Origin of the sequence: Aquiflexum sp. TKW24L (genome assembly GCF_023502205.1) — a bacterium.
In the GTDB taxonomy this organism is placed as follows: domain Bacteria; phylum Bacteroidota; class Bacteroidia; order Cytophagales; family Cyclobacteriaceae; genus Cognataquiflexum.
In genome coordinates this window covers 51,602-71,782 of record NZ_JAMFLG010000026.1, presented here as the reverse complement: position 1 = coordinate 71,782, position 20,181 = coordinate 51,602, and the positions used below count along the sequence as shown (strand labels likewise).

Annotated in this window: 18 protein-coding genes; 7 read left to right on the top strand and 11 right to left on the bottom strand. The window is 40.7% G+C overall.

Annotation, left to right across the window (positions count from 1 at the left end; translation table 11 throughout):
- Positions 1-72: 72 nt before the first annotated feature.
- The gene (pdxA, locus tag M3O96_RS15970; protein WP_249722222.1) at positions 73-1,098 is read right to left on the bottom strand and encodes a 4-hydroxythreonine-4-phosphate dehydrogenase PdxA; all 1,026 of its coding nucleotides are present in this window, start codon (positions 1,096-1,098) and stop codon (positions 73-75) included.
- Positions 1,099-1,294: 196 nt separating this feature from the next.
- On the opposite strand from pdxA, the gene rsmA reads away from it, so the two are divergent.
- The 3 genes from rsmA (at position 1,295) to M3O96_RS15955 (ending at position 5,440) form a co-directional block, all read left to right on the top strand.
- The gene (gene rsmA / locus M3O96_RS15965; RefSeq protein ID WP_249722220.1) at positions 1,295-2,077 is read left to right on the top strand and encodes a 16S rRNA (adenine(1518)-N(6)/adenine(1519)-N(6))-dimethyltransferase RsmA; all 783 of its coding nucleotides are present in this window, start codon (positions 1,295-1,297) and stop codon (positions 2,075-2,077) included.
- Entirely contained in the window at positions 2,065-3,432 is a 1,368-nt protein-coding gene (mgtE, locus tag M3O96_RS15960) for a magnesium transporter (protein ID WP_249722218.1), read from the top strand. Before rsmA ends, mgtE begins: the two co-directional genes overlap by 13 nt.
- A 97-nt stretch (positions 3,433-3,529) precedes the next feature.
- Positions 3,530-5,440, top strand: a complete 1,911-nt coding sequence (locus tag M3O96_RS15955) for a sialate O-acetylesterase (protein ID WP_249722215.1) — start codon at positions 3,530-3,532, stop codon at positions 5,438-5,440.
- A 30-nt stretch (positions 5,441-5,470) separates the two neighbouring features.
- Here M3O96_RS15955 and M3O96_RS15950 read toward each other — a convergent pair whose 3' ends face one another.
- The 3 genes from M3O96_RS15950 to aceK all read right to left on the bottom strand — a co-directional run bounded on the left by M3O96_RS15950 (position 5,471) and on the right by aceK (position 9,866).
- Positions 5,471-6,871, bottom strand: a complete 1,401-nt coding sequence (locus M3O96_RS15950; protein WP_249722213.1) for a DUF5723 family protein — start codon at positions 6,869-6,871, stop codon at positions 5,471-5,473.
- 23 nt (positions 6,872-6,894) lie between these two features.
- The gene (locus M3O96_RS15945; protein ID WP_249722211.1) at positions 6,895-8,004 is read right to left on the bottom strand and encodes a DUF6544 family protein; all 1,110 of its coding nucleotides are present in this window, start codon (positions 8,002-8,004) and stop codon (positions 6,895-6,897) included.
- Positions 8,005-8,138: 134 nt separating this feature from the next.
- Positions 8,139-9,866, bottom strand: a complete 1,728-nt coding sequence (gene aceK / locus M3O96_RS15940) for a bifunctional isocitrate dehydrogenase kinase/phosphatase (protein ID WP_249722209.1) — start codon at positions 9,864-9,866, stop codon at positions 8,139-8,141.
- A gap of 439 nt (positions 9,867-10,305) precedes the next feature.
- On the opposite strand from aceK, the gene M3O96_RS15935 reads away from it, so the two are divergent.
- The 4 genes from M3O96_RS15935 to M3O96_RS15920 all read left to right on the top strand — a co-directional run bounded on the left by M3O96_RS15935 (position 10,306) and on the right by M3O96_RS15920 (position 13,249).
- Entirely contained in the window at positions 10,306-10,989 is a 684-nt protein-coding gene (locus tag M3O96_RS15935; protein WP_249722206.1) for a bifunctional isocitrate dehydrogenase kinase/phosphatase, read from the top strand.
- A complete protein-coding gene (locus tag M3O96_RS15930) occupies positions 10,976-11,608 on the top strand; it encodes an NUDIX hydrolase (protein WP_249722205.1) in 633 nt (210 codons plus the stop codon). Before M3O96_RS15935 ends, M3O96_RS15930 begins: the two co-directional genes overlap by 14 nt.
- Before the next feature lie 47 nt (positions 11,609-11,655).
- Complete coding sequence (locus M3O96_RS15925) at positions 11,656-12,906, top strand: DUF819 family protein (RefSeq protein WP_249722202.1); 1,251 nt, start codon at positions 11,656-11,658, stop codon at positions 12,904-12,906.
- 106 nt (positions 12,907-13,012) lie between these two features.
- Entirely contained in the window at positions 13,013-13,249 is a 237-nt protein-coding gene (locus M3O96_RS15920; RefSeq protein WP_249722201.1) for a (2Fe-2S) ferredoxin domain-containing protein, read from the top strand.
- A gap of 60 nt (positions 13,250-13,309) precedes the next feature.
- Here M3O96_RS15920 and lepB read toward each other — a convergent pair whose 3' ends face one another.
- The 7 genes from lepB to yidC form a co-directional block, all read right to left on the bottom strand.
- Complete coding sequence (gene lepB, locus M3O96_RS15915) at positions 13,310-14,386, bottom strand: signal peptidase I (RefSeq protein ID WP_249722197.1); 1,077 nt, start codon at positions 14,384-14,386, stop codon at positions 13,310-13,312.
- A gap of 14 nt (positions 14,387-14,400) precedes the next feature.
- Complete coding sequence (dapB, locus tag M3O96_RS15910; protein WP_249722194.1) at positions 14,401-15,123, bottom strand: 4-hydroxy-tetrahydrodipicolinate reductase; 723 nt, start codon at positions 15,121-15,123, stop codon at positions 14,401-14,403.
- Positions 15,124-15,125: 2 nt separating this feature from the next.
- Positions 15,126-15,698, bottom strand: a complete 573-nt coding sequence (locus tag M3O96_RS15905; protein WP_249722191.1) for a DUF5683 domain-containing protein — start codon at positions 15,696-15,698, stop codon at positions 15,126-15,128.
- Between the two features lie 51 nt (positions 15,699-15,749).
- Positions 15,750-16,667 carry a ParB/RepB/Spo0J family partition protein gene (locus M3O96_RS15900; RefSeq protein WP_249722189.1) on the bottom strand — a complete coding sequence of 306 codons (918 nt, stop codon included), beginning with the start codon at positions 16,665-16,667 and terminating at the stop codon, positions 15,750-15,752.
- A 13-nt stretch (positions 16,668-16,680) separates the two neighbouring features.
- Positions 16,681-17,460 (bottom strand): ParA family protein, encoded by a 780-nt coding sequence (locus M3O96_RS15895; protein WP_249722187.1) that lies wholly within the window; start codon positions 17,458-17,460, stop codon positions 16,681-16,683.
- Between the two features lie 7 nt (positions 17,461-17,467).
- The gene (locus tag M3O96_RS15890; RefSeq protein WP_249722186.1) at positions 17,468-18,151 is read right to left on the bottom strand and encodes a metal-dependent hydrolase; all 684 of its coding nucleotides are present in this window, start codon (positions 18,149-18,151) and stop codon (positions 17,468-17,470) included.
- A gap of 158 nt (positions 18,152-18,309) precedes the next feature.
- Positions 18,310-20,109: a membrane protein insertase YidC gene (gene yidC / locus M3O96_RS15885; RefSeq protein ID WP_249722185.1), complete on the bottom strand. Its 1,800-nt coding sequence runs from the start codon at positions 20,107-20,109 to the stop codon at positions 18,310-18,312.
- Positions 20,110-20,181: the final 72 nt, after the last annotated feature.

The following is a 20,181-nucleotide window of genomic DNA, read 5'->3' as shown; positions in this document are numbered from 1 at the left end:
TGGCTATCGGGATCCTACCCGATTGTAGTAGAATATTAAGTTACTGGCAAAGAAGTGTATATCCAAATATTATTATTCACTTTCCTCTTCCCAGTTTCCTTTGTGGCGAATGATGTCATATGCTTGCATGATGGCCGCCCGCATCGAACCTTCATCTGCCACGTTTTTGCCGGCAATATTATAGGCTGTCCCATGATCGGGGGAGGTACGAATTATGGGAAGTCCTGCTGTGAAATTGACCCCTGTCTCAAATGCCTGTGATTTGAATGGGATAAGTCCTTGATCATGGTACATTGCTAAGACTCCATCAAATTTCTTTTGGTGCATCATTCCAAAAAAACCATCTGCCGAATAAGGCCCAAAAACCAGATGTCCCTTGTCCTTGTATTCTTTGATCAATGGTTTGATGATGTTTTCCTCTTCATCTCCAAGCAGACCTTCCTCTCCGGCATGAGGATTTAATCCCAAGATTGCTATTTTTGGTTTTGAGATACCAAAGTCATCCTTCAGGGACTTCAGCATGATATTGAGTTTGGACTTTATTTTTTCAGCCGTGATATTTTTGGCTACATCCTTTAATGGAACATGCCCGGTCACCAATCCTACACGGAATCCGTCTGCTACCAAAAACATCAAGCTGTCTTTACTTCCAAAAGCCTCCGTCAGGTATTCTGTATGGCCGACAAATTTCTTATCCGGACTGTTGATGTTATTTTTATTCAATGGAGCCGTCACTAAGGCTTCTATTTTGTTATCCTTCAAATCTTTGATCGCATGGTCAAGCGCGGCTAATGCCAATTTGCCTGCTTCATGGGTTTCAACTCCCGGGATTACCTCCGGGCTTTCATCCAACGCATTGATAACATTTATCTTTTTGTGGTGAACTTCTTCAATGTTTTTGATCTGCATAAAGTTAAAGTCCTCTATGCCAAGATGCTTTCTGTAAAAAGTCAGGGCTTTGCCGTGTGCATAGATCACAGGAGTGACCAATTTGATAAGCCTGTTGTCTAAAAGTGCCTTAATTGTAACTTCTGCTCCTACGCCATTGATGTCTCCAATACTGATGCCAACGACCGGTTTGTTTTTTCTTTGGTTCATTAAAATTTATAGAATACTGTTGGTTATTGATTTAGATTTAATGTTTTCAAAACTAGGAAATTTCCCGTTTTGTTAGGGTCGAAGGTTTACCGAAGTCCGAAAAACCTCCTAGCCGCCATCATAATAATAGTAGGGCTTTGTGATAATTCTCTTAATTTTGACATGCAATTTAGATAAAATATTTAGAGTTAACCGCATGGAAAAGGTCAAACCCAAAAAACACCTTGGACAGCATTTCCTGATTGACTTAGGGATCGCTGAGAGCATTGCCAAGGCCATCACGGGTCATGGAGGCATCTCCAAAGTCCTTGAGATCGGACCCGGGATGGGGGTGCTGACTGATTTTCTTTTGACCGAAAAATGGGACCTATATCTCGTCGATATCGACCGGGATTCGATCAAATATCTCCGGGAAAAGTACCCTAGTCTGGGCGAAAAGATCATTGAGGCAGATTTTCTGAGAAAGGATTTTGCCACCCTTATGCAAGAGCCTTATGCTATCATTGGGAATTTTCCTTATAACATTTCGTCCCAAATTCTCTTTAACGTCTTAGAGCAAAGGAACCAAGTGACCGAAGTGGTCTGCATGTTGCAAAAGGAAGTCGCACAGCGGATAGCTTCTCCAAAAGGAAACAAAGATTATGGAATTCTATCAGTGCTTTTGCAGGCCTTTTATGATATTGAATATCTGTTTTCGGTCCCTCCGGGGGTATTTAATCCTCCTCCTAGAGTCAATTCCGGTGTGATCAGGCTCAAAAGAAATGAAGTAAAAAAGTTAGCATGTGACGAAAAAATGTTTCTCCGTGTTGTAAAGCAGGGTTTTGGAACAAGAAGAAAAACATTGAGAAATTGTCTTAAATCCTTTGGGCTTTCAGAAGAACTGACCAAAGATCCTATCATGGACAAAAGGGCTGAGCAGTTGGACGTTCAGGAATTTGTCGGATTAACGTTAAAAATACAGGAATCTTGGAACCAATAAAATCATTTGAACTATCCAAAGAATATCTTGAAAGTCTTCAGGAAAGCATTGAAATCCAAGATATTGGTTTCATCACTGAATCTTTTGAGGGTGCCAATGTAGCTGATATTGCTTCTCTATTGGACGAACTCAATATGGAGGATGCGATCTACGTGTTGAGATTGCTTCCTGCTACAACTGCTGCAGATATCCTGATTGAGTTGGATGAAGATTCTTTGATTCAGGTGATCCGTGAATTAGAGCCTATTGAGTTGGCGGGGCTGATAGATCAGATGGAATCTGATGATGCTGCTGATATTCTGATCCTGATGCCTACCAAAGACAGAGAGGATGTCATCAGTCATCTTCAGGAAAGGGAAAAATCTAATAACATCCTAGACCTTCTTCGCTATGATGAGGATTCAGCAGGTGGTCTGATGGCAAAGGAATTTATTCGTGCCAATAAAAACTGGAACGTGGTACAGACCATCGAGGAAATCAGAAGGCAGGCTGAAAAAGTGGAAAAAATATATTCCATTTACGTAGTAGACAACAGGCAACATCTGCTCGGCAGGGTGTCACTCAAGAAAATCATCCTAGCATCGGCTGACACCAAGATTTCGGATATCTATGAACCAGAGCTGATTTCCATCTCAACACATATGGATGGTGAGAAAGTCGCAGAAATCATGCGGAAATATGACCTTGAATCTGTTCCTGTGGTCAATGCCAAAAACAGGCTAGTAGGAAGAATCACTGTCGATGATATTTTGGATTTGATCCGTGAGCAATCTGAGGAGGACATTCAGGCTATGACCGGTATCTCCTCAGATGTCGAGGAATCCGATTCTATATTCAGGATTTCCAAAGCCAGATTGCCTTGGTTATTGATTGGAGTGATCGGTGGGTTGATGGGTGCGAAGATTATTGGGTTTTTTGAAGATGGATTGAGCAAGTACATCGCATTGGCTTCATTCATTCCGTTGGTTGCTGCGACAGGCGGCAATGTCGGGATTCAATCATCTTCCTTAGTCGTACAGTCTTTGGCTTCCAAATCAGTTTTTGATGACACTCCTTGGCAGCGTTTTATTAAAGGTTTACTTATCGCCTTGGTCAATGGTATTGTATTGGGGTCATTCGTGTTTTTAGTAGTTGTTTTCATTTATGGATTTGAATCCATTTTTGGTTTGACCATTGGTTTGGCCATGTTCTGTGTGGTGTTACTTTCTTCATTTATGGGAACGATTACCCCTTTGGTTTTGGACAGATTTGGTATCAATCCCGCCATAGCTTCGGGACCATTTATCACTACTGCCAATGACTTGTTGGGGTTATCGGTTTATTTTGGTGTGGCTATGCTGTTGCTGAAGCTGTAAACACCTTTTGCGATTTAAGCAATTTCTAAGTTAAAAATTCCCTTGACAGAATCCTTCTGATTGAATAATTTCGTCCTTTCCCAAATGACCTCTTACTATGCGAAATTCTATTTTCAAAGCCACACTTTTCGGTTTAGCCTTTCTTGTTTTTTCATGCCAATCCAATGAACCATTGACCGAAGTATTTATGCCCAAGTTTTTTGCGGATCATATGGTTTTCCAAAGAAATCAACCTATCCGTGTTTGGGGTGATGGAACACCCGGTAAAAATGTTGTTGGCAAATTCAATAATCAGGAAAAGGAAACTGAGATAGACGAGAATGGATATTGGACATTGGAATTTGATCCAATGCCTGCTTCCGGACCATTTGTATTGGATGTCAATGGAAAAAAAATCCGGGGTATACAGATTGGTGATGTGTGGGTAGCAGGAGGTCAATCTAACATGGAATGGGTCATGAGTGCACAGGTGGAAGGTTTGCCTGAAGAGATTGCTGATAGTGGATATCCTCTGATCCGTTTTTTTAAGATACCCCATGACTACGATGCCAAAGAAAAAACTGATGTCAGGGGTGGGGAATGGAGAATGGCCAATGCTGATAATATTCTTAATTTCTCAGCAGTAGCATGGTTCTTTGCCAAAAAGAATCACCTCGAAAAAGGTGTCCCCATTGGAATTATTGAAAGCAATTGGGGAGGAACTCCTGCCGAGGGATGGACTTCTGCTACGAAATTGATTGACTTTCCACCGTATCAGGCAAAGGCCAAAGATGTTTTAGATAGAAAAGATTATTGGATTCAAGAAATTATAGATAACAAAGTCAGGGAACTCAAAAGAAATGAACTCGTGGCAGCACCCCAAAATGGAGAAATAAAAGGGGTCGTCAACATAGATTTTGATGATGCTGACTGGCAAAGGGTCAATCTTCCTGCCGATAATCCTTTCTCTGACATTGCATGGTTCCGCAAAAAATTCAATTTAACTGATACTGAAAATGTAAGCTTAAACCTTGGTGACATCCAACAAATGGCTTATATCTACCTCAATGGTGGGAGGCTATTATTTAAAGATTATGGCGATGCAGTGAAGGAATTCCCTATTCCATCTACCATGCTCAACAAAGGCGAAAATCTATTGGTAGTCAGGATAATCAATACTTGGAACAATGCTCCGGTATTGGGAAAAAGTGGCGAGTTCTTTGTAAAATCGAGTGGAAAGAAGATTTCCCTCGAAGGAGAATGGAAATACAATAATCGAATCGAGGAGGAGATCCCCAAGGTGGAATGGTACAATTGGCAACCCGGTATGATGTACAATGCTATGATCGCACCCATCGTGAAATATCCGATCAAAGGTGTGATCTGGTATCAGGGAGAAAGCAATACTGGTGATCACCAATATTATAAACAACTTTTCAGCACCATGATCCAAAACTGGAGAGAAGCTTGGGGGATAGGTGATTTTCCTTTTCTTTTTGTCCAGTTGGCCAATTTTATGAAAAGGGAAGAAGTACAACCGGATTCTGATTGGGCATTTTTGAGAGAGGCGCAGACACAGACTTTGGATCTTCCCAATACCGGAATGGCCGTTACCATCGATGTGGGAAATGCCAATGATATCCATCCGCGAAACAAAAAAGATGTTGGACATAGACTGTGGCAGGTAGCAAGGAAAGTCGCTTATGGGGAGGATGTGATCCATTCGGGTCCTTCTGTCGCATCTGTCGAAAAGAAGGGAGAAAAAGTTTTGGTCACTTTTAATAATGTGGGTGAAGGCCTGCAAGTTTCCTCCGGTACAGAGGTCACAGGTTTTATCCTTGCAGGAGAAGATGGGCAATTTGAGATTGCAAAAGGAAAAATCGTAGGAACCAACCAGGTAGAGGTATATAGCTCCAAAGTAAAAAATCCGGTCGAAGTCAGGTTTGCTTGGGCAGACAATCCTGAATTCAATTTGTACAACAGTCTCAGTTTGCCTGCGGTGCCATTTAGGAAAAAAATCAATGATTAAGTCTTGGTTGAATTTAGAAAATTTCAAATCTTAAAAGTTATCAGTTATTTTCTTTCCAAAGCTCCAACTTAAGCCGACATGCAAGTCGGCTTTTTTTGTATCTGCCATCATGGCTGTTAAGATTGAATGAGAACCTATGAAAAAGCCTCCAAAACGAAATCCTAAGCCACCCGTAAATCCGGCAATGTCATAATATCCCCAAGAGGAATAAACTTCAAAATTGCCAAAAATAGCACTAGGGGTTAACGAGATAAGGTTCATGGCGGGAATTTGCAGGTTATTCTCTTTATTTTCGATGAATTTCTGTCCATAAACACTTAAAAAAAACTTATTAGACAATTTCAAATCAGCGTTTGCTGCCCATACAGTCGGTAATCCTGCCCTAAAGCCATCTCTATTGGTTTCCCTAGAGAAATAACCACTTTCTAAAAAATCCCTTTCTACGGCTCTTAAATCGGGTTCCAGAAGATCTATCCTGAATGATTCTCCCTCAGGTATGTTCATTTGGAAGGTTTGGTTTTTTTTACCCGCGCCAAATGTCAAATGACCAATATTTCTGAATGCCATTCCTGTATTCAGCCAAACTCCTTCCTTATTTTTCAATTGGTAATTGAACCCTATGTCCAATCCGACTCCTGACAATTGTCCGAAATTCAAATTTTCATAATCAATACTGAAATTTCTCTTGTTTACCACGGATTCATCGTAGGAAATATTAACAGTAGCCTGTGCATTGGTCAAAGAGACGGCAGTTCGATCTACCACCAATGTCCCTCTAAGATTTCCTAATCCCACATTGGTATATCCGATAGGGAAGAGCAATTTGAAATTGGTGCCCACTGAAAACTTGCTTTTTGGGCTATTCCAGATTTCTCTACCGATGACAGCACCCATTTCAAACCAGGTCGCGGTGTTAGCCCTTTGGTTGTTTGGATTGTTGATGCCAAGAGTTAGAATATCGAAGTTGATCTCATTATCTGTTACATACCGACCTACGTCAGCGTTGATATTTAAGATGGTGGCTCTGGTCTGAATTTGGGAAATCAGACCAAAAGACCATTTTCCTTGCTTCATTCCAAAAGAAGGTATGATTACCGACCCATCCGTATTTCCATCGACAGGCTGGTCTGCCCTCTCCATCAATTTGTTCCAAAGGTCATTTCTGTTTTCTAAGGTTTCAGAAAAAGTCAAGGTGTTGTTACCAACTACTGCATTTCCTGCAAAAAACTGCACTTCCACTGTTCTTGACAAGTTGTTCATTTCAGCAGGATTCATCATTGCACTGATGATGCCCTTTCTTTGGCTGGTTTGGATGCCAACGTAAGGGTATTGGGCCATAACCACGAGTGGGACAAAAAATGATGCAAAGAGAGAAATCAGAATTTTTTTCATGGGTATGGCAAAATCATCGACAAATTTAAAAATTCTCATAACAAGTGTGACATCCTTTTCCATCAGAAAATCTGCTCTTTAAGATGATTGTAATTGCATTCCAATATTTCAAACTTTGCCCATGTCCAATCCCCCGTTTCCAATCTCCATGTTACATTACCTTTGGCAGGAACTTTTATTCCTTCATACTCTTTTGTCTCAATGACATTTACAATCCACTCAACCTTTTTTGCCTCCGGACCGCTTCCTTGAAACCTCAAAGCCGTAAAATTGCGGACGAATCCATCTTCGTCAAATGTAAAAATTCCTGAACCTGAAAGTCCGCCTAAAGTCATGGTGGCTTTTGCTGTTTGTCTGCCAAGATCTTTCCAAGTAATATAATCGCTCAGTGCTGCGGAAGGATACCATACAATCTCGCCCAAAAATCGTTGCAAGGCTGCCTCGTTGATCTGAGGATTGGGGCCGTCGTTGGCGACAGGAATTATTGATAATAAGTTGAAAACCATTTCCCCTTCACCTTCAATAAATTTATCTCTTCCAAAGGCGCTGATAACCGGCATCATTTTGATCTCCGCGCTCCAGACAAAAGAAGGTGGGTCCACGGTCGAATATTGCTCAGCAGAAGACGTGTACCAATCTTTCTGCTCTGGCTTTAATTTGAGTTGGTATTTTTGCTTCATGAATACGGTTAGGATTGGCTCTTTTCCCATCATTCCTGTTGCTAATAACCATTTTTGGACAGGTTCTGGAAGGGAAGAAATATCCTTTGGGGTAATAGGATCAGAAATTTTTGCGGGGACTTTTCCCAATGTGTAGGTTATCTCCTCCTTGATTTTTTTATCAAAGTCGTATTGGCCATAGCCAACCATAGAAATAATCAGGATTAGAATATTTGGAATGGTGCCATAAAGAGCGTCCTTCCAAAAAACTATGATCAGGACTTGGGAAATCAGGACACCGATAATTGCAAAAAACCACCAAAGAGGATTTTTGAAGAATATCATAACTGCGGAAAACAACAAAACCAAGGCCGCCAATAACCAAAGCAGTCCCATTGGCTTGGAAACAGGGTTAGTGAATTCGTTTAATTCAGCCAAGAGAAATGCCTTCAAAAAACCAAGAAGGTGGATTAGTCCGTGAATCAATAGAATAATCGCGAATAGCGTTTTCATGGCTTTTTTATTTATTGACTCGATAAATTACTTATACCCCTAACAAAAATCCCTGACAGCAATCAGCTAATAAGTTGATTTTGCTTAGGGGAATTGAATGGTTTTATGTGGGTTGAGACTATCCAAGTCTTAATTCAGATTTCCTCCCTGGGGCGGAAACGGATTTTTTGTGGATAGGAAAAAGCATGGATTCCAGCGCCTGAATTGATTTTTTCTTGGATCATTTTCCAGTGTTCGGGATTAAAAAGTTCATTGTGAAAATCGAAAAAATGATTTTTGACATCCGGTCTGCCGATCATGAAGTGTTTGAAATCCTGTGGAAATACATCGTTTTGGGCAATGTCATACCAAGGTGAAGAGGCGTAGATCTGCTCAAATGTTTCAGGCTTTGGTTTTTCACGAAAATTCATGTCGGTCAAAAACTCGATTTCATCATAGTCATAGAAAATCACCCTTTTTTGCCTTGTGACGCCAAAGTTCTTGGTCATCATATCTCCGGCGAAAATATTCGCTTTTGCCATTTCTAGGATAGAATTCCCATATTCTTCCACTGCATATTTGGCATCTTCGGTGGAGCAGGATTCAAGATAAATATTGAGAGGAATCATTCTTCTTTCGATGTAGACATGCTTGAGGATGAGCTCGTCCTCAGTGATTTCCAAAAGGGAATTGACGGTGTTTTTGAGTTCCTCAATAAGTAGTGGGTCAATTCTCTCCAAAGGCAAATGAAATTCTTCGAATTCATGTGTATCGGCCATTCTTCCTACCCTGTCGTGCAGGCCCACCATTTTGTATTTTTCACGGACTTCCTGACGTGTCATGGTCTTGGGAGGGTCAAAATAATCCTTGATCATCTTGAATACGACATTGAAGGAGGGAAGTGTAAAAACGGTCATCACCATTCCTTTGACGCCCTCAGCAAGGACGAATTTGTCATTACTCTGACTGAGGTGGTTGAGAAAGTCTCGGTAAAATTCAGTTTTTCCGTGTTTGTTAAACCCAATTGCGTTGTAAAGCTCATGGATTTTTTTGCTTGGAATCACTGCATTGAGGAATGAAATCAATTGAGACGGAATGCCGACTTTGACCATAAAATAGGACCTTGTAAAGCTAAACATACCAGACATCAGATTGGGATCAAAGATCATAGTATCGGCAAAGACTCCCTTTGGGCCATTGAGAAAAGGAATAATGAAGGGCATCCATTTTCCTCCGATCTTGATTCTCCCGATGACATAAGCACCTTTGTTTCTGTAGAACACAGATTTTAATACCTGCGTGGTACTGTCAGCTGTTGGAATATACCTGGTCAAAATCACTTCATTGATCGATTTGATCAGAAATTCAATGTCCTCTTCTTTGTTTAGATAAGGAACCTCAAAATCAAAATCTTCCATGATTCTGACAATTATTTTTCTCAAACCCCAGTCCGAAGGATAAGTATAGAAAAGATTTTTATTCGGATAGATGACGCAGGAATTATAACCCTCATGTACAAACATCAAATCTTCATTGATGGCAAGACCGAAGTATGATTTTCGAATAATTGAGTTGAAAAACGTTTCAGCCAACTCCTTGTCTTTTTTTTCAGCAATGAGCTTGGAATAGTAGGCCTTGAGGGAATTCCAAAAATCAAAATTTTTGGAATTTTCCACTAATATTTCCTTAAGAATTTCAAGAGTGGCCTTGACCTGGTCTTTATACAGCCGGAGTCTTTTGCGGTGATTTTGCTGCATTGCATTCCAGTCTTTTGTTTTAAAAAAGGCCGGAGTCCTGTCAGTCAATTCATTGAATTCCCTGATATAGGAATCAAAACTATTAAGGAGTATCTTGGCTGTTTGGTCGATCAATGGCTCCTTCATAAAAATGGTTTTATCAGCGTTCAAGGTCAATAAATTATACCAAGAAAAAATATAATTCAGTTTTTTTTAATTGTAATGAGATTTTTTTTTCACTCAGTTTTTTCGAACTTATAAAACTTCCCATCGAAAAAGTATAAATATTTTTGCAGGATAAAGTTGTTTTTTAGTATTTGGATGAGTTGTACTAGCGGTTTTAAACCCTAAAAAGAGTCTCAAAAAAGAGGTGTTTAAGATTTTGAAACTCACAAAATATAATTTTCGCAATCGATTGTTTGGACAATAAAAAAACATTATTTACCTTTCGAGCATGCTATTCATTCATTGAATATCTACAATAGGTTTAATAGGTTTGAGAGATAAAAAAGGTTGGGACAATGTTCTGACCTTTTTTGATTTTTGGGGTTTTTATATTTCATTCGTATTCTTTACACAGCCAAAGATGTCCTCAATAGCCAGATTATCTTCTACTAAATTTTTGTTTGTATGTTTAGTTTTCTTGGGTTCTTGTTCTTTCCAAAAAGAAAAAAAAGAAGAAACCGAAATTAAAACCTCAATTTCCCAAGAAGAAGAATACAACCAATTATTAGCTTCAGGCCTTCAACAACTGGATACATGGACCATATATTGGAAATCCCAAGAACCGACTTTTGATATAGCCGGATTTAAATTGACAGGTGAAATTCCCTATGAATCTTTGGAGTGGCCTGAGGAAAATTTCATTCAACAAGACCATCCGCTGTTTAATTACCTTATTCCTAATCCCGATGGACATGGTGTTGTTGATATCTACAGCTATAAAGTGGTCATGCCGGAGGAAGCCAAAGTTTCTTTTAACCCTGATTCTGAAGTGATTTATTTCAAATCCAATGGCATGCGGGAAAGGTTGATGTTTATGGGGCCTTCAGGAGGGTTTGAAGAAGCGATATGGATCAGTCCGGATCACTTGATGGTGGCAGGATTTTTTGAAGAAGAAGGGGGAATCACACCCAAAATATGGATTATCATTCCCGATGAACAGAAATATTTAACCTTTAAGCATTCACTTTACTCCGCAAAATATCCGAAGACGGGATATCTGATTAAAAAACTCCCCAACATCAATTTTTCAAATGGAGTTAATTAAGGTTGTTAAAAAATTAGAAAAACTATTGCAAGATCCATTACCGGGAAGGCTTGGACATCTTACCATGTTGCCTCAGCCTGTGGATGAAAAGAGATTTTCTGTCCGGGATGACCATAGAAAAGGGGCTGTTTTGATGCTTTTCTATCCTGATTCCAACAGTAGTTTTGTGCCTTTTATCAAAAGACCCGAATATCCCGGCGTTCATGGAGGTCAGATTTCATTTCCCGGCGGAAAGTGGGAACCTGAGGACGCAGATCTAAGTGTCACTGCTTTGAGGGAAGCGGAGGAGGAAATCGGGGTTTATGCAGAAAAAGTCACTGTCTTGGGAAAATTAAGTGATGTTTATATTCCTCCAAGTAATTTTTTGGTTTCACCTTTCATTGGTTTTGTCAGTGAAAAGCCTGATTTCAGACCTGACGCTACAGAAGTGGAGCGGATCATCAGTTGTCCTTTTCCATTGCTGATCGACAAAGAAATCAGAAAGCATACCCAAGTAAGAGGGAGCTCAGGGGTTAGTTTTCAAGCTCCTTTTTTTGATATTGAGAATGAAGTAGTATGGGGTGCCACAGCCATGATGTTGGGAGAATTTACCTACCTGTGGGAAAATTCTAAGTTTTGAAGTTTATCCTATTTGTGGTATTGTTGTACGACTAACGATTCTATAGCATGCAAGAAAGCAGTCCCCTGATCAGTAATGATGCCGTTGTGTTTGGGTTATTGATGACCGTCCTCGCTTTGGTGTTTTCAACATCATCTAGCAAATCACCTTTTTGGGTTAAGTTTTATAGAATAGTCCCATCCGTCCTTTTATGCTACTTTATCCCAGCTCTTCTCAATTCTTTCGGGATAATTTCTGGTGAATCCTCCGGGCTTTATAAAGTATCCTCAAGGTATATGCTTCCCGCCTCTTTGGTACTGCTGACATTGAGTATTGATTTCAAAGGAATTATAAAATTAGGACCTAAGGCCTTGATGATGTTTGTGGCAGGGACAATTGGGATTGTTTTGGGTGGGCCTTTCGCATTATTGGTAGTATCTAGTATCTATCCAGAAATATTGAATGGTGTCGGACCTGATGAGGTTTGGAGGGGTCTGTCTACGATTGCCGGGAGTTGGATAGGTGGAGGTGCCAATCAGACTGCGATGCTTGAGGTTTTTGGGGCTAGTCCATCGCTCTTCAGTCAGATGATTGCTGTGGATGTTTTGGTTGCGAATCTTTGGATGGCGGTTTTGCTATTTTGGGCAGCCAAGCCCGGAAAAATCGATAAGATTTTCAAGGCGGATAGTTCTGCAATTTTGGAACTTCAATTGAAAGTAGAAAAGTACCGGGAAGGCATATTGAAGATTCCGACGCTCTCAGATACCATGCTGATATTAGGAATTGGCTTTGCAGTGACGGGTTTTTCTCATTGGGTAGCGGATATGGTTGCTCCCTATATAGGTGAAAATTATCCTCAGTTGAGTCAGTATTCGCTGGATTCTACCTTCTTTTGGATCGTGGTCATCGCCACGACAGGAGGTTTGATGTTGTCATTTACCAAGGCTAGGGAACTCGAAGGTGCAGGCGCATCCAGACTTGGATCCGTTTTGTTATATATCCTCGTTGCGACTATAGGAATGCAGATGGATCTGATGGCGATATTTGACAATCCCGTTTTGTTTTTGATCGGGATTATCTGGATACTCTTTCATATCATCATTATGCTAATTGTGGCTTTCTTGATCAAAGCGCCATTCTTTTATGTGGCTGTTGGCTCCCAAGCCAATATTGGAGGCGCAGCATCAGCACCTATTGTTGCTTCCGCTTTCAATCCATCCTTGGCACCCGTAGGGGTTTTGATGGCTGTTTTGGGATATGCACTCGGTACCTACGGTGCATATCTGAGCGGTCTGATGATGCAGTGGATACATGGTTGAATTTTGTTGCTTTTTATATTGCTGATTAAAGAATCCATTTGTTTTGGTGAATAAGTCTTTTCAAATGAAAATCCGATAACTTTGTGACCCAACCAAAAGCGGCACAATGGCCACCTACCGTAAGTTTATTTTTATTTGTAATGGATCAGACTGTAAAGGAGAAGGTTGTAAAAAACTTCAAAATGAGATTAGGGACTTAATAAAGTCAGAAGACCACAAAGGAAAATATAAGATCATCAAAACCAAATGTATGGATTTTTGTAAATCCGCCCCTGTGGTGGTGGTCAATAATGAAGTTGTAAAAAAAGCGGACGTTGGCGCAATCAGGAAAAAATTATCATAATCTATTTTTGTGGCAAATTGGAAAACAAAAAAGCCGGGAAGAGATTCCCGGCCTTTTTCTTTAGTCGATTCCGTTAAGGAACCTGCTCCAACGTATCTTATTGAACATTGACTTATGCTTATCAAGGGAAAGCCATAAGAACCAGGCTTTGCCTACAATATGGTCTTCGGGTACAAATCCCCAATACCTTGAATCGAGTGAATCGTGTCTGTTGTCACCCATCATGAAGTAATAATTCTGTTTGAAAGTATAGGAAGTAACCTTCTGTCCATCGATATACAATTCGTTGTCCTGAATTTTGACATCTTCATGGCCTTCAAATTTCTCAATCGTGAAGGCATATTTGGCAATATTGTCTTTTGTCAGTTCGATAGTCCATCCTTCTCCCGGGATTTCCAATGGTCCCCAGTTGTCCTTGTTCCAACCGAAATAGGCACCATCAGGGAAAATTCTAGGATCTCCAAAATCCTCACGGTCCTGTCTCATCGTAATCGAACCAACAGCAGGGGAGCTTTCCAATCTCTCCTTAGAGGAGGCAGTAGCCATGACCATATATCCTGAGCCATTTGAAAAAGGCATAAAACTGTCCTGATTGATCCCATACCCATCAAAAAACTCTGGAGTAAGGTTTCTGTCTGACATCACATCATAAGAAAATTGCATTTCTTCAGGATTGAACCCAAGCTCTCCATTTACATAAATCTGAGTTTTTCTGATCTCAAGAATATCTCCAGGTACTGCGACAGCCCTTTTGATGTAATTGGTTTTGAGGTCTATAGGATATTCAAATTCAGAAGGGTAGTTAAATACGACCACATCATTTCTTTCTACATCTGAAAATCCTGGAAGTCTGTAGTAGGGTAATTGAATCGCATCAGAGTAAGATTTGGCATCTGTTCCCCAGATTTTTTGATGGGTCAAAGGAACTTGGAGGGGTGTTCTTGGAATCCTTGTTCCGTAATGCATTTTGCTTACAAAAAGAAAATCTCCGACGAGCAGGGATTTCTCCATAGAGGCAGTGGGAATAGTAAATGGCTCAAGTAGAAGCCAACGGATTAAGCTCGCAGCAATTACTGCAAAGACCAGTGCATCTGCCCATTCGCGTGCAGCAGATTTTTTCTTTTTTACTTCAGTCATTATAGTTTAAAATTTCAGAAAGATAGGAATTCGTCCATTGATAATACACCTTTTTTATTTTTTATCCATTCAGCTACCAAAACCGCACCAAGCGCAAAACCTTTGCGGCTGTGTGCTGTATGCGTGATTTTAATATCATCTATATCAGACTGATACCTCACGATATGGGTTCCGGGAGCTGGGTCGATACGCTTGGATATGATCGGTAAAACTTGTTCATTTTCGACCAATCCGGAGTCAAGTGTCCAATTATTGATCCGTGGTATTTCTTGGATTACGCCTTCGGCAAGGGTGATAGCCGTGCCACTAGGGGCATCCTTTTTTTCAGTATGGTGGATCTCTTCCATGCTGACTTTATATTCAGGCTGGTCTTTCATCAGAGAAGCCAAAAACCGGTTGACTTTGAAGAAAATATTGACACCGATACTAAAATTGGATGCATAAAAGAATGCGGTATTGTAATGCCTAGTCAATTGCTCGACCATGGGTTTACTGTCCAACCAGCCTGTAGTGCCTGAGACGACAGGAATGCCACGTTCGATGGCCCAGTTGATATTTTCTACAGCAGATTCCGGCGTGCTGAATTCTATGGCCACGTCTATTTGTGACAGGTCCATCAAATCCAAATCCTGTCGGTTTTCAATATTTATTTTTCCTACAATATGGTGTCCACGGGACTCAGCGATGTCACCGATGATTTTCCCCATTTTACCATAACCTAAGAGAAGAATATTCATTTTTAATAAAAGTTAATTTTTAATGATAGGCCTATAATATTTCCACCTCCCGCACTCAGGGATTCATAACTAGGTTCAAACCTGAAAGTAAGGTCGTCACTGACGTCAAAAGCAGATAAATGTGCATCCACATTGGCATCGATAATATTGAGTGCATAAATACCAATAAACAAGAAGTAATTCAAATCCCGGTTCCTTCTCCAATAATTTACATTGCGGACCAATCCGTCACGGTTGAGACTGGGAAACGCTCTGTTCGGATCAGTGGGACCTCCAGGCTCATCATAGGCAAATAGAGCATCCCTGAAGATTTTATACCTTCTGTCATTGAATTCAATGAAATAAATATTCGCCGCAAAGCCTGCATAAATGATCGGGACTTTCCATGGCTTGCCATTATATATCTGTCCTGCACCTGGCACGATGGCTGATAGAATGGTTGCTTTTTTAGGGTTTTTGATTGCGGGATCAGTATAATCAACCTTGAGAGTATCTGATCCGGTGATCATTGTTTGGGCATTTATTTCACAAAGGGGCAGTAAAACAAAAACAGCAATGATGAAAACGCTCATCATTGCTTTGTTATTTTTACTCAATTGCCGTTTTATAATATTCTTTTCCAAGACTCAAATGATCTCCAATATTTCAAGGATTCTGTTTAGGTCTTCGGAAGAATGGAAAGGAATTTTGATTTCTCCTTTGTTTTTGGCATCCGATTTAAGATTCACTTTGGTACCAAAATGACTTGCAAGTCTTTGTTGGAGTTTATTGATCTCGTATTTTCTGACCGGGTCCAAAGGTGATTCCTTTTTGTTTTCCTTTTCTTCCCGCTCACCATTGATGGATTTCACCAAAGCTTCTACCTGACGGACACTGAGTTCTTCCAGAATGGCTTTTTTGAAGATGGCTAGTTGCTTGTCGATACTTTCCACATTGATCAATGCCCTCGCATGACCCATGGAGATTTTGTTGTCTCTCAATCCGGCCTGTATGTCAGGGGGTAATTTGAGTAATCGCAAGTAATTATTTACCGTGGTTCTGTTTTTGCCGACACGCTCACCGAGTTCTTCCTGCTTCAGGTTACATTCTGCCAAGAGTCTTTGGTAGGAATGTGCGATTTCCAATGAGTTAAGATTTTCCCTCTGGATATTCTCGATCAAAGCCATTTCCAGCATTTGCTGGTCATTGGCTGTCCTGATATAGGCTGGAATTTTTTTCAGTCCGACAATTTTAGAAGCCTGAAATCTCCTTTCGCCCGAGATGAGCTGGTATTCGTTTTCATCCAGTTTTCTTACAGTAATCGGCTGTATGATGCCTTGGGTCAAAATGGAATCCGCAAGTTCCTGAAGGGCATCTTTGTCAAAGTGAGTCCTTGGCTGAAATGGATTGACCTGGATTTCGCCTAGGGAGATCTCAAAAATCCCTGCAGTCGGATAAGTTGGGATAAGTGCATCACTTTTGTTTTTTTGAGGAGAATCCTGCAGCAAAGCTCCCAATCCTTTTCCTAGCGCGCTTTTCTTTGGTGTAGGTTTTTTATCAGTCATAGTATGTGTTCGATCAGTTAACTTTCTCCTTGCCGTTTTTAACTGCGATTTCGTGGGCAAGGTTGAGGTAAGCAACGGCTCCTTTTCCTTCTGCATCAAAGGCAATCACAGGGAGACCGAAACTTGGAGATTCACTCAGACGGACGTTTCTTGGGATGATGGTGTCAAAAACCAGATTTTTGAAATGCATCCTTACTTCCTCTACGACCTGGTTGGAAAGTCTCAGCCTGACGTCGTACATGGTCAGAAGGATTCCTTCGATTTCCAGATCCGGATTCAGTCTCGTCTGAATGATTTTGATGGTGTTTAGTAATTTGCCCAAGCCTTCAAGGGCGAAGTATTCGCATTGAACAGGAATAATTACCGAATTGGCAGCCGTAAGGGCATTGATGGTAATCAATCCCAATGAGGGAGAACAATCGATGATCACAAAGTCATATTTATCTTTGACAAGGTGGATCACAGATTTCATTTTCTCTTCCCTGTTTTCGAGATTGATCATCTCTACCTCTGCACCCACTAGGTCAATGTGGGAAGGAACGAGTTCGAGGTTTTCTATTTCTGTTTTGAGGATGATGGTGTGGATATCGATCCCATCCACCATGCATTCATATATACTTGTGTCTATTTCTTTTGGATCGTGGCCAAGGCCTGAGGTCGTATTGGCCTGCGGATCCGCATCAATGACCAATGTTTTAAATTCCAAAACTGCGAGACTTGCTGCCAGGTTCATGGCGGTAGTGGTTTTTCCTACGCCTCCTTTTTGGTTAGCAATTGCGATAACTTTTCCCATATATATTTCAGAGGGTAATACTGTCACCAATATTAAGCAAAATCAATTCTTTTCCTGCCTCGGAAACTGCTTTTTTTGCAGCGTCCAAATCTATTTCAATGTAAGGGAAGGTGTCGTAATGCATCCCAACAATCTTATTTGTTCCGACAAATTCTGCGGCTTTGATGGCATCATGGATATCCATGGTGAAATTATCTCCGATGGGCAAGATGGCAAAATCAATTTTAAATTCCTCACTGATCAGCTTCATGTCGTAAGTAAGGGCCGTATCACCCGCATAGTAAAAGCATCCATTAGCATGCTTGATTACAAATCCGCCGGGATTGCCACCGGAAGAGCCATCCGGCAAAGTGCTGCTGTGGATGGCATTCACATATTTTACCTTACCAAAATCGAAGACCTTACTGCCTCCGATATTCATGGGATGGTACTTTTCTACTCCTTTTTGGGCAAACCAAACAGCAATCTCATAATTGGAAACCAGGACAGCGTTGTTGGCCTTGGTGATGGATTCAGCATCTGCGACATGGTCTTCATGTCCGTGACTGAGCAATACATAGTCAGCTTTGATAGAAGCGACATCTATTTTTGCAGCTTTGGAATTGGGGCTGATAAATGGGTCAAAAAGAATTTTGGTATCGTTGATTTCTACAAGATAGGACGAATGTCCAAAATAGGTCAGTTTGATCATGGTTGCGAGAATAATTTTAATGCGCTACTTACAAATATATCATTTAAATTTTTGCCTGAAACGAATTGTTATCCACAGTCCTTGGCTGATAATGTTAATAGTCTGAGGTTTAACGACCAAGAGGAAAAAACAAAAAAGGCCTTTTCAGGCCTCATTTGTTATTTACTTTTCTTATTGGCGTCCGCCGCTTTCATGGCATCTTCAAGCTTTTGCTGAAATTTTGACTTTTTCTTGTCGACATTTTTCACTTTGTTCTGCTCTATTTTTTCTCTGATTTTCGCATCATCCACAAACAATTTGATCAATGCCTGTTGTCCGAAAGTTACCATGTTGGAGACAAAATAATAAAAACTTAATGCCGCAGGGAAGGAATTCAACACAAACATAAATACCACAGGCATGATGTAACCCAGATTTTTCATCGGACCGGTCTGTGCAGTCAGTTGGTTATTGAAGTGGGTATAAGCTATCTGCGACACTGTCATCAATATGGTGAACAAACTCACGTGTGAACCATAGAAAGGTATCGTAAACGGCAACCTCAGGATGGAATCATAAGTGGACAGATCATGTGCCCAAAGGAATGATTCTTGTCTGAGTTCGATCGCATTTGGAAAGAAAAAGAACATCGCAAAAAGAAATGGCATCTGGAATACCAAAGGAAGACATCCTGATATCGGACTCACGCCCAACTGCCCAAAGAGCTTCATCTGCTCTTGCTGCATCTTGGTAGGATCGTCAGGATATTTTGCTTTTAGCTCATCGATTTCAGGTTTGATTACCCTCATTTTTGCCATGCCGATATATGACTTGTAGGTCAATGGTGTCAGGGCAATCTTGATGATCAAGACGATGAGTATGATGATAATCCCGTAATTGGAGAAGTATTTTTCAAGGAATTGAAAAAGGTTGACAATGATGTACTTGTTTACCCAGCTGACAAAGAAATAGCCCATATCAACATTGTTTTCAAACCCTAGAGTGATCTTTTTCAGGGTATTATACCTGTTTGGACCAAAATAATAACTCAGGTCAGCTTTGTTGTCTACCAAAGGAAGAACCAAACCAACCTGAACATTTTTGATGGATAAGGTGTCTTTCGGAGTCTGCTGATTCATCTTGCCGGATCGGAAATTATCCCCCGCAATGATCCCGCTGGTGAAAAACCTTTGGCTAAAACTAACCCATTTCAAAGGTTCCGTTACTTCATCATCCGCCTCATCCGAGGTTGCGCTGAGGTAATCATGGCTGCCTTCAAGTGTAAAGAAGTTGATGTTGGTTTTTCTTCTGGATTCTTCAATATCCTGCTCCTGTCTGATTAGTCTGTTATCCCAATTGATCTGAACAGTAGTGTCTTTCAAACTATTGGAGAGTCCGGAAAACTCAAGTGATTTGTCCAAAACATAAGAACCTTCCGTAAGGGAATAAGTCCTTGTGATTGCCCCATTTCCTGATTTTGCAATAAAAGTTAGAATTGAGGAAGGAGTCCCTTTTACATCCACAGTTGAAGCCGAAGGGCTGAAGTAGAAGTCGTTTAAGCTTAAAGATCCTTTATCGGTCTGGATTGAGTAACTCAGGTCTGAAGTTTCACTGTCTAGCAAAATCAGAGGTCTCTGGTCCCAGGTTTTGAATTCCTTCAGTTCGACTTTGGTGATTTCGGCGCCTTTGGTAGAAAAAGTAACTGCCATCACGTCATTTTCCAATACCACTTCTTCCTCAGTTCCTTTGGTCATGGCAGCAAAAATCCCAAACTGACGCTGAGCAATAAGGTCTTGAATACTATCAGGCTCGATTATCTCTTGGGTAATGGTGTCGACATCCGTGGTTTCCTGAGGGATTGTCTGTGTCACAGGATTAGATTCTTCCGGTAGTGGTTCGGGAGTGGTAGCAAAGAAAACCGAATAAATCAGCAATACTGCTGCAAATAAGATTAAGCCTGCCGCTTGATTTTTGTCCATATTATTACTTAAAATGCCATTTGAAAAGTAAAGGTAACAGAAAGTGACAAGGAGAAACCCCTCTTTACCTTT

Coding starts and splice junctions, on each gene's coding strand:
- M3O96_RS15900 (WP_249722189.1), bottom strand. CDS start 16,667: ATGACTGATAAAAAACCTACACCAAAGAAAAGCGCGCTAGGAAAAGGA.
- M3O96_RS15950 (WP_249722213.1), bottom strand. CDS start 6,871: ATGAGAATTTTTAAATTTGTCGATGATTTTGCCATACCCATGAAAAAA.
- aceK (WP_249722209.1), bottom strand. CDS start 9,866: ATGAAGGAGCCATTGATCGACCAAACAGCCAAGATACTCCTTAATAGT.
- M3O96_RS15930 (WP_249722205.1), top strand. CDS start 10,976: ATGGAGTTAATTAAGGTTGTTAAAAAATTAGAAAAACTATTGCAAGAT.
- M3O96_RS15895 (WP_249722187.1), bottom strand. CDS start 17,460: ATGGGAAAAGTTATCGCAATTGCTAACCAAAAAGGAGGCGTAGGAAAA.
- M3O96_RS15955 (WP_249722215.1), top strand. CDS start 3,530: ATGCGAAATTCTATTTTCAAAGCCACACTTTTCGGTTTAGCCTTTCTT.
- yidC (WP_249722185.1), bottom strand. CDS start 20,109: ATGGACAAAAATCAAGCGGCAGGCTTAATCTTATTTGCAGCAGTATTG.
- M3O96_RS15925 (WP_249722202.1), top strand. CDS start 11,656: ATGCAAGAAAGCAGTCCCCTGATCAGTAATGATGCCGTTGTGTTTGGG.
- dapB (WP_249722194.1), bottom strand. CDS start 15,123: ATGAATATTCTTCTCTTAGGTTATGGTAAAATGGGGAAAATCATCGGT.
- lepB (WP_249722197.1), bottom strand. CDS start 14,386: ATGACTGAAGTAAAAAAGAAAAAATCTGCTGCACGCGAATGGGCAGAT.
- M3O96_RS15890 (WP_249722186.1), bottom strand. CDS start 18,151: ATGATCAAACTGACCTATTTTGGACATTCGTCCTATCTTGTAGAAATC.
- rsmA (WP_249722220.1), top strand. CDS start 1,295: ATGGAAAAGGTCAAACCCAAAAAACACCTTGGACAGCATTTCCTGATT.
- M3O96_RS15905 (WP_249722191.1), bottom strand. CDS start 15,698: ATGATGAGCGTTTTCATCATTGCTGTTTTTGTTTTACTGCCCCTTTGT.
- M3O96_RS15920 (WP_249722201.1), top strand. CDS start 13,013: ATGGCCACCTACCGTAAGTTTATTTTTATTTGTAATGGATCAGACTGT.
- pdxA (WP_249722222.1), bottom strand. CDS start 1,098: ATGAACCAAAGAAAAAACAAACCGGTCGTTGGCATCAGTATTGGAGAC.
- M3O96_RS15945 (WP_249722211.1), bottom strand. CDS start 8,004: ATGAAAACGCTATTCGCGATTATTCTATTGATTCACGGACTAATCCAC.
- M3O96_RS15935 (WP_249722206.1), top strand. CDS start 10,306: ATGTCCTCAATAGCCAGATTATCTTCTACTAAATTTTTGTTTGTATGT.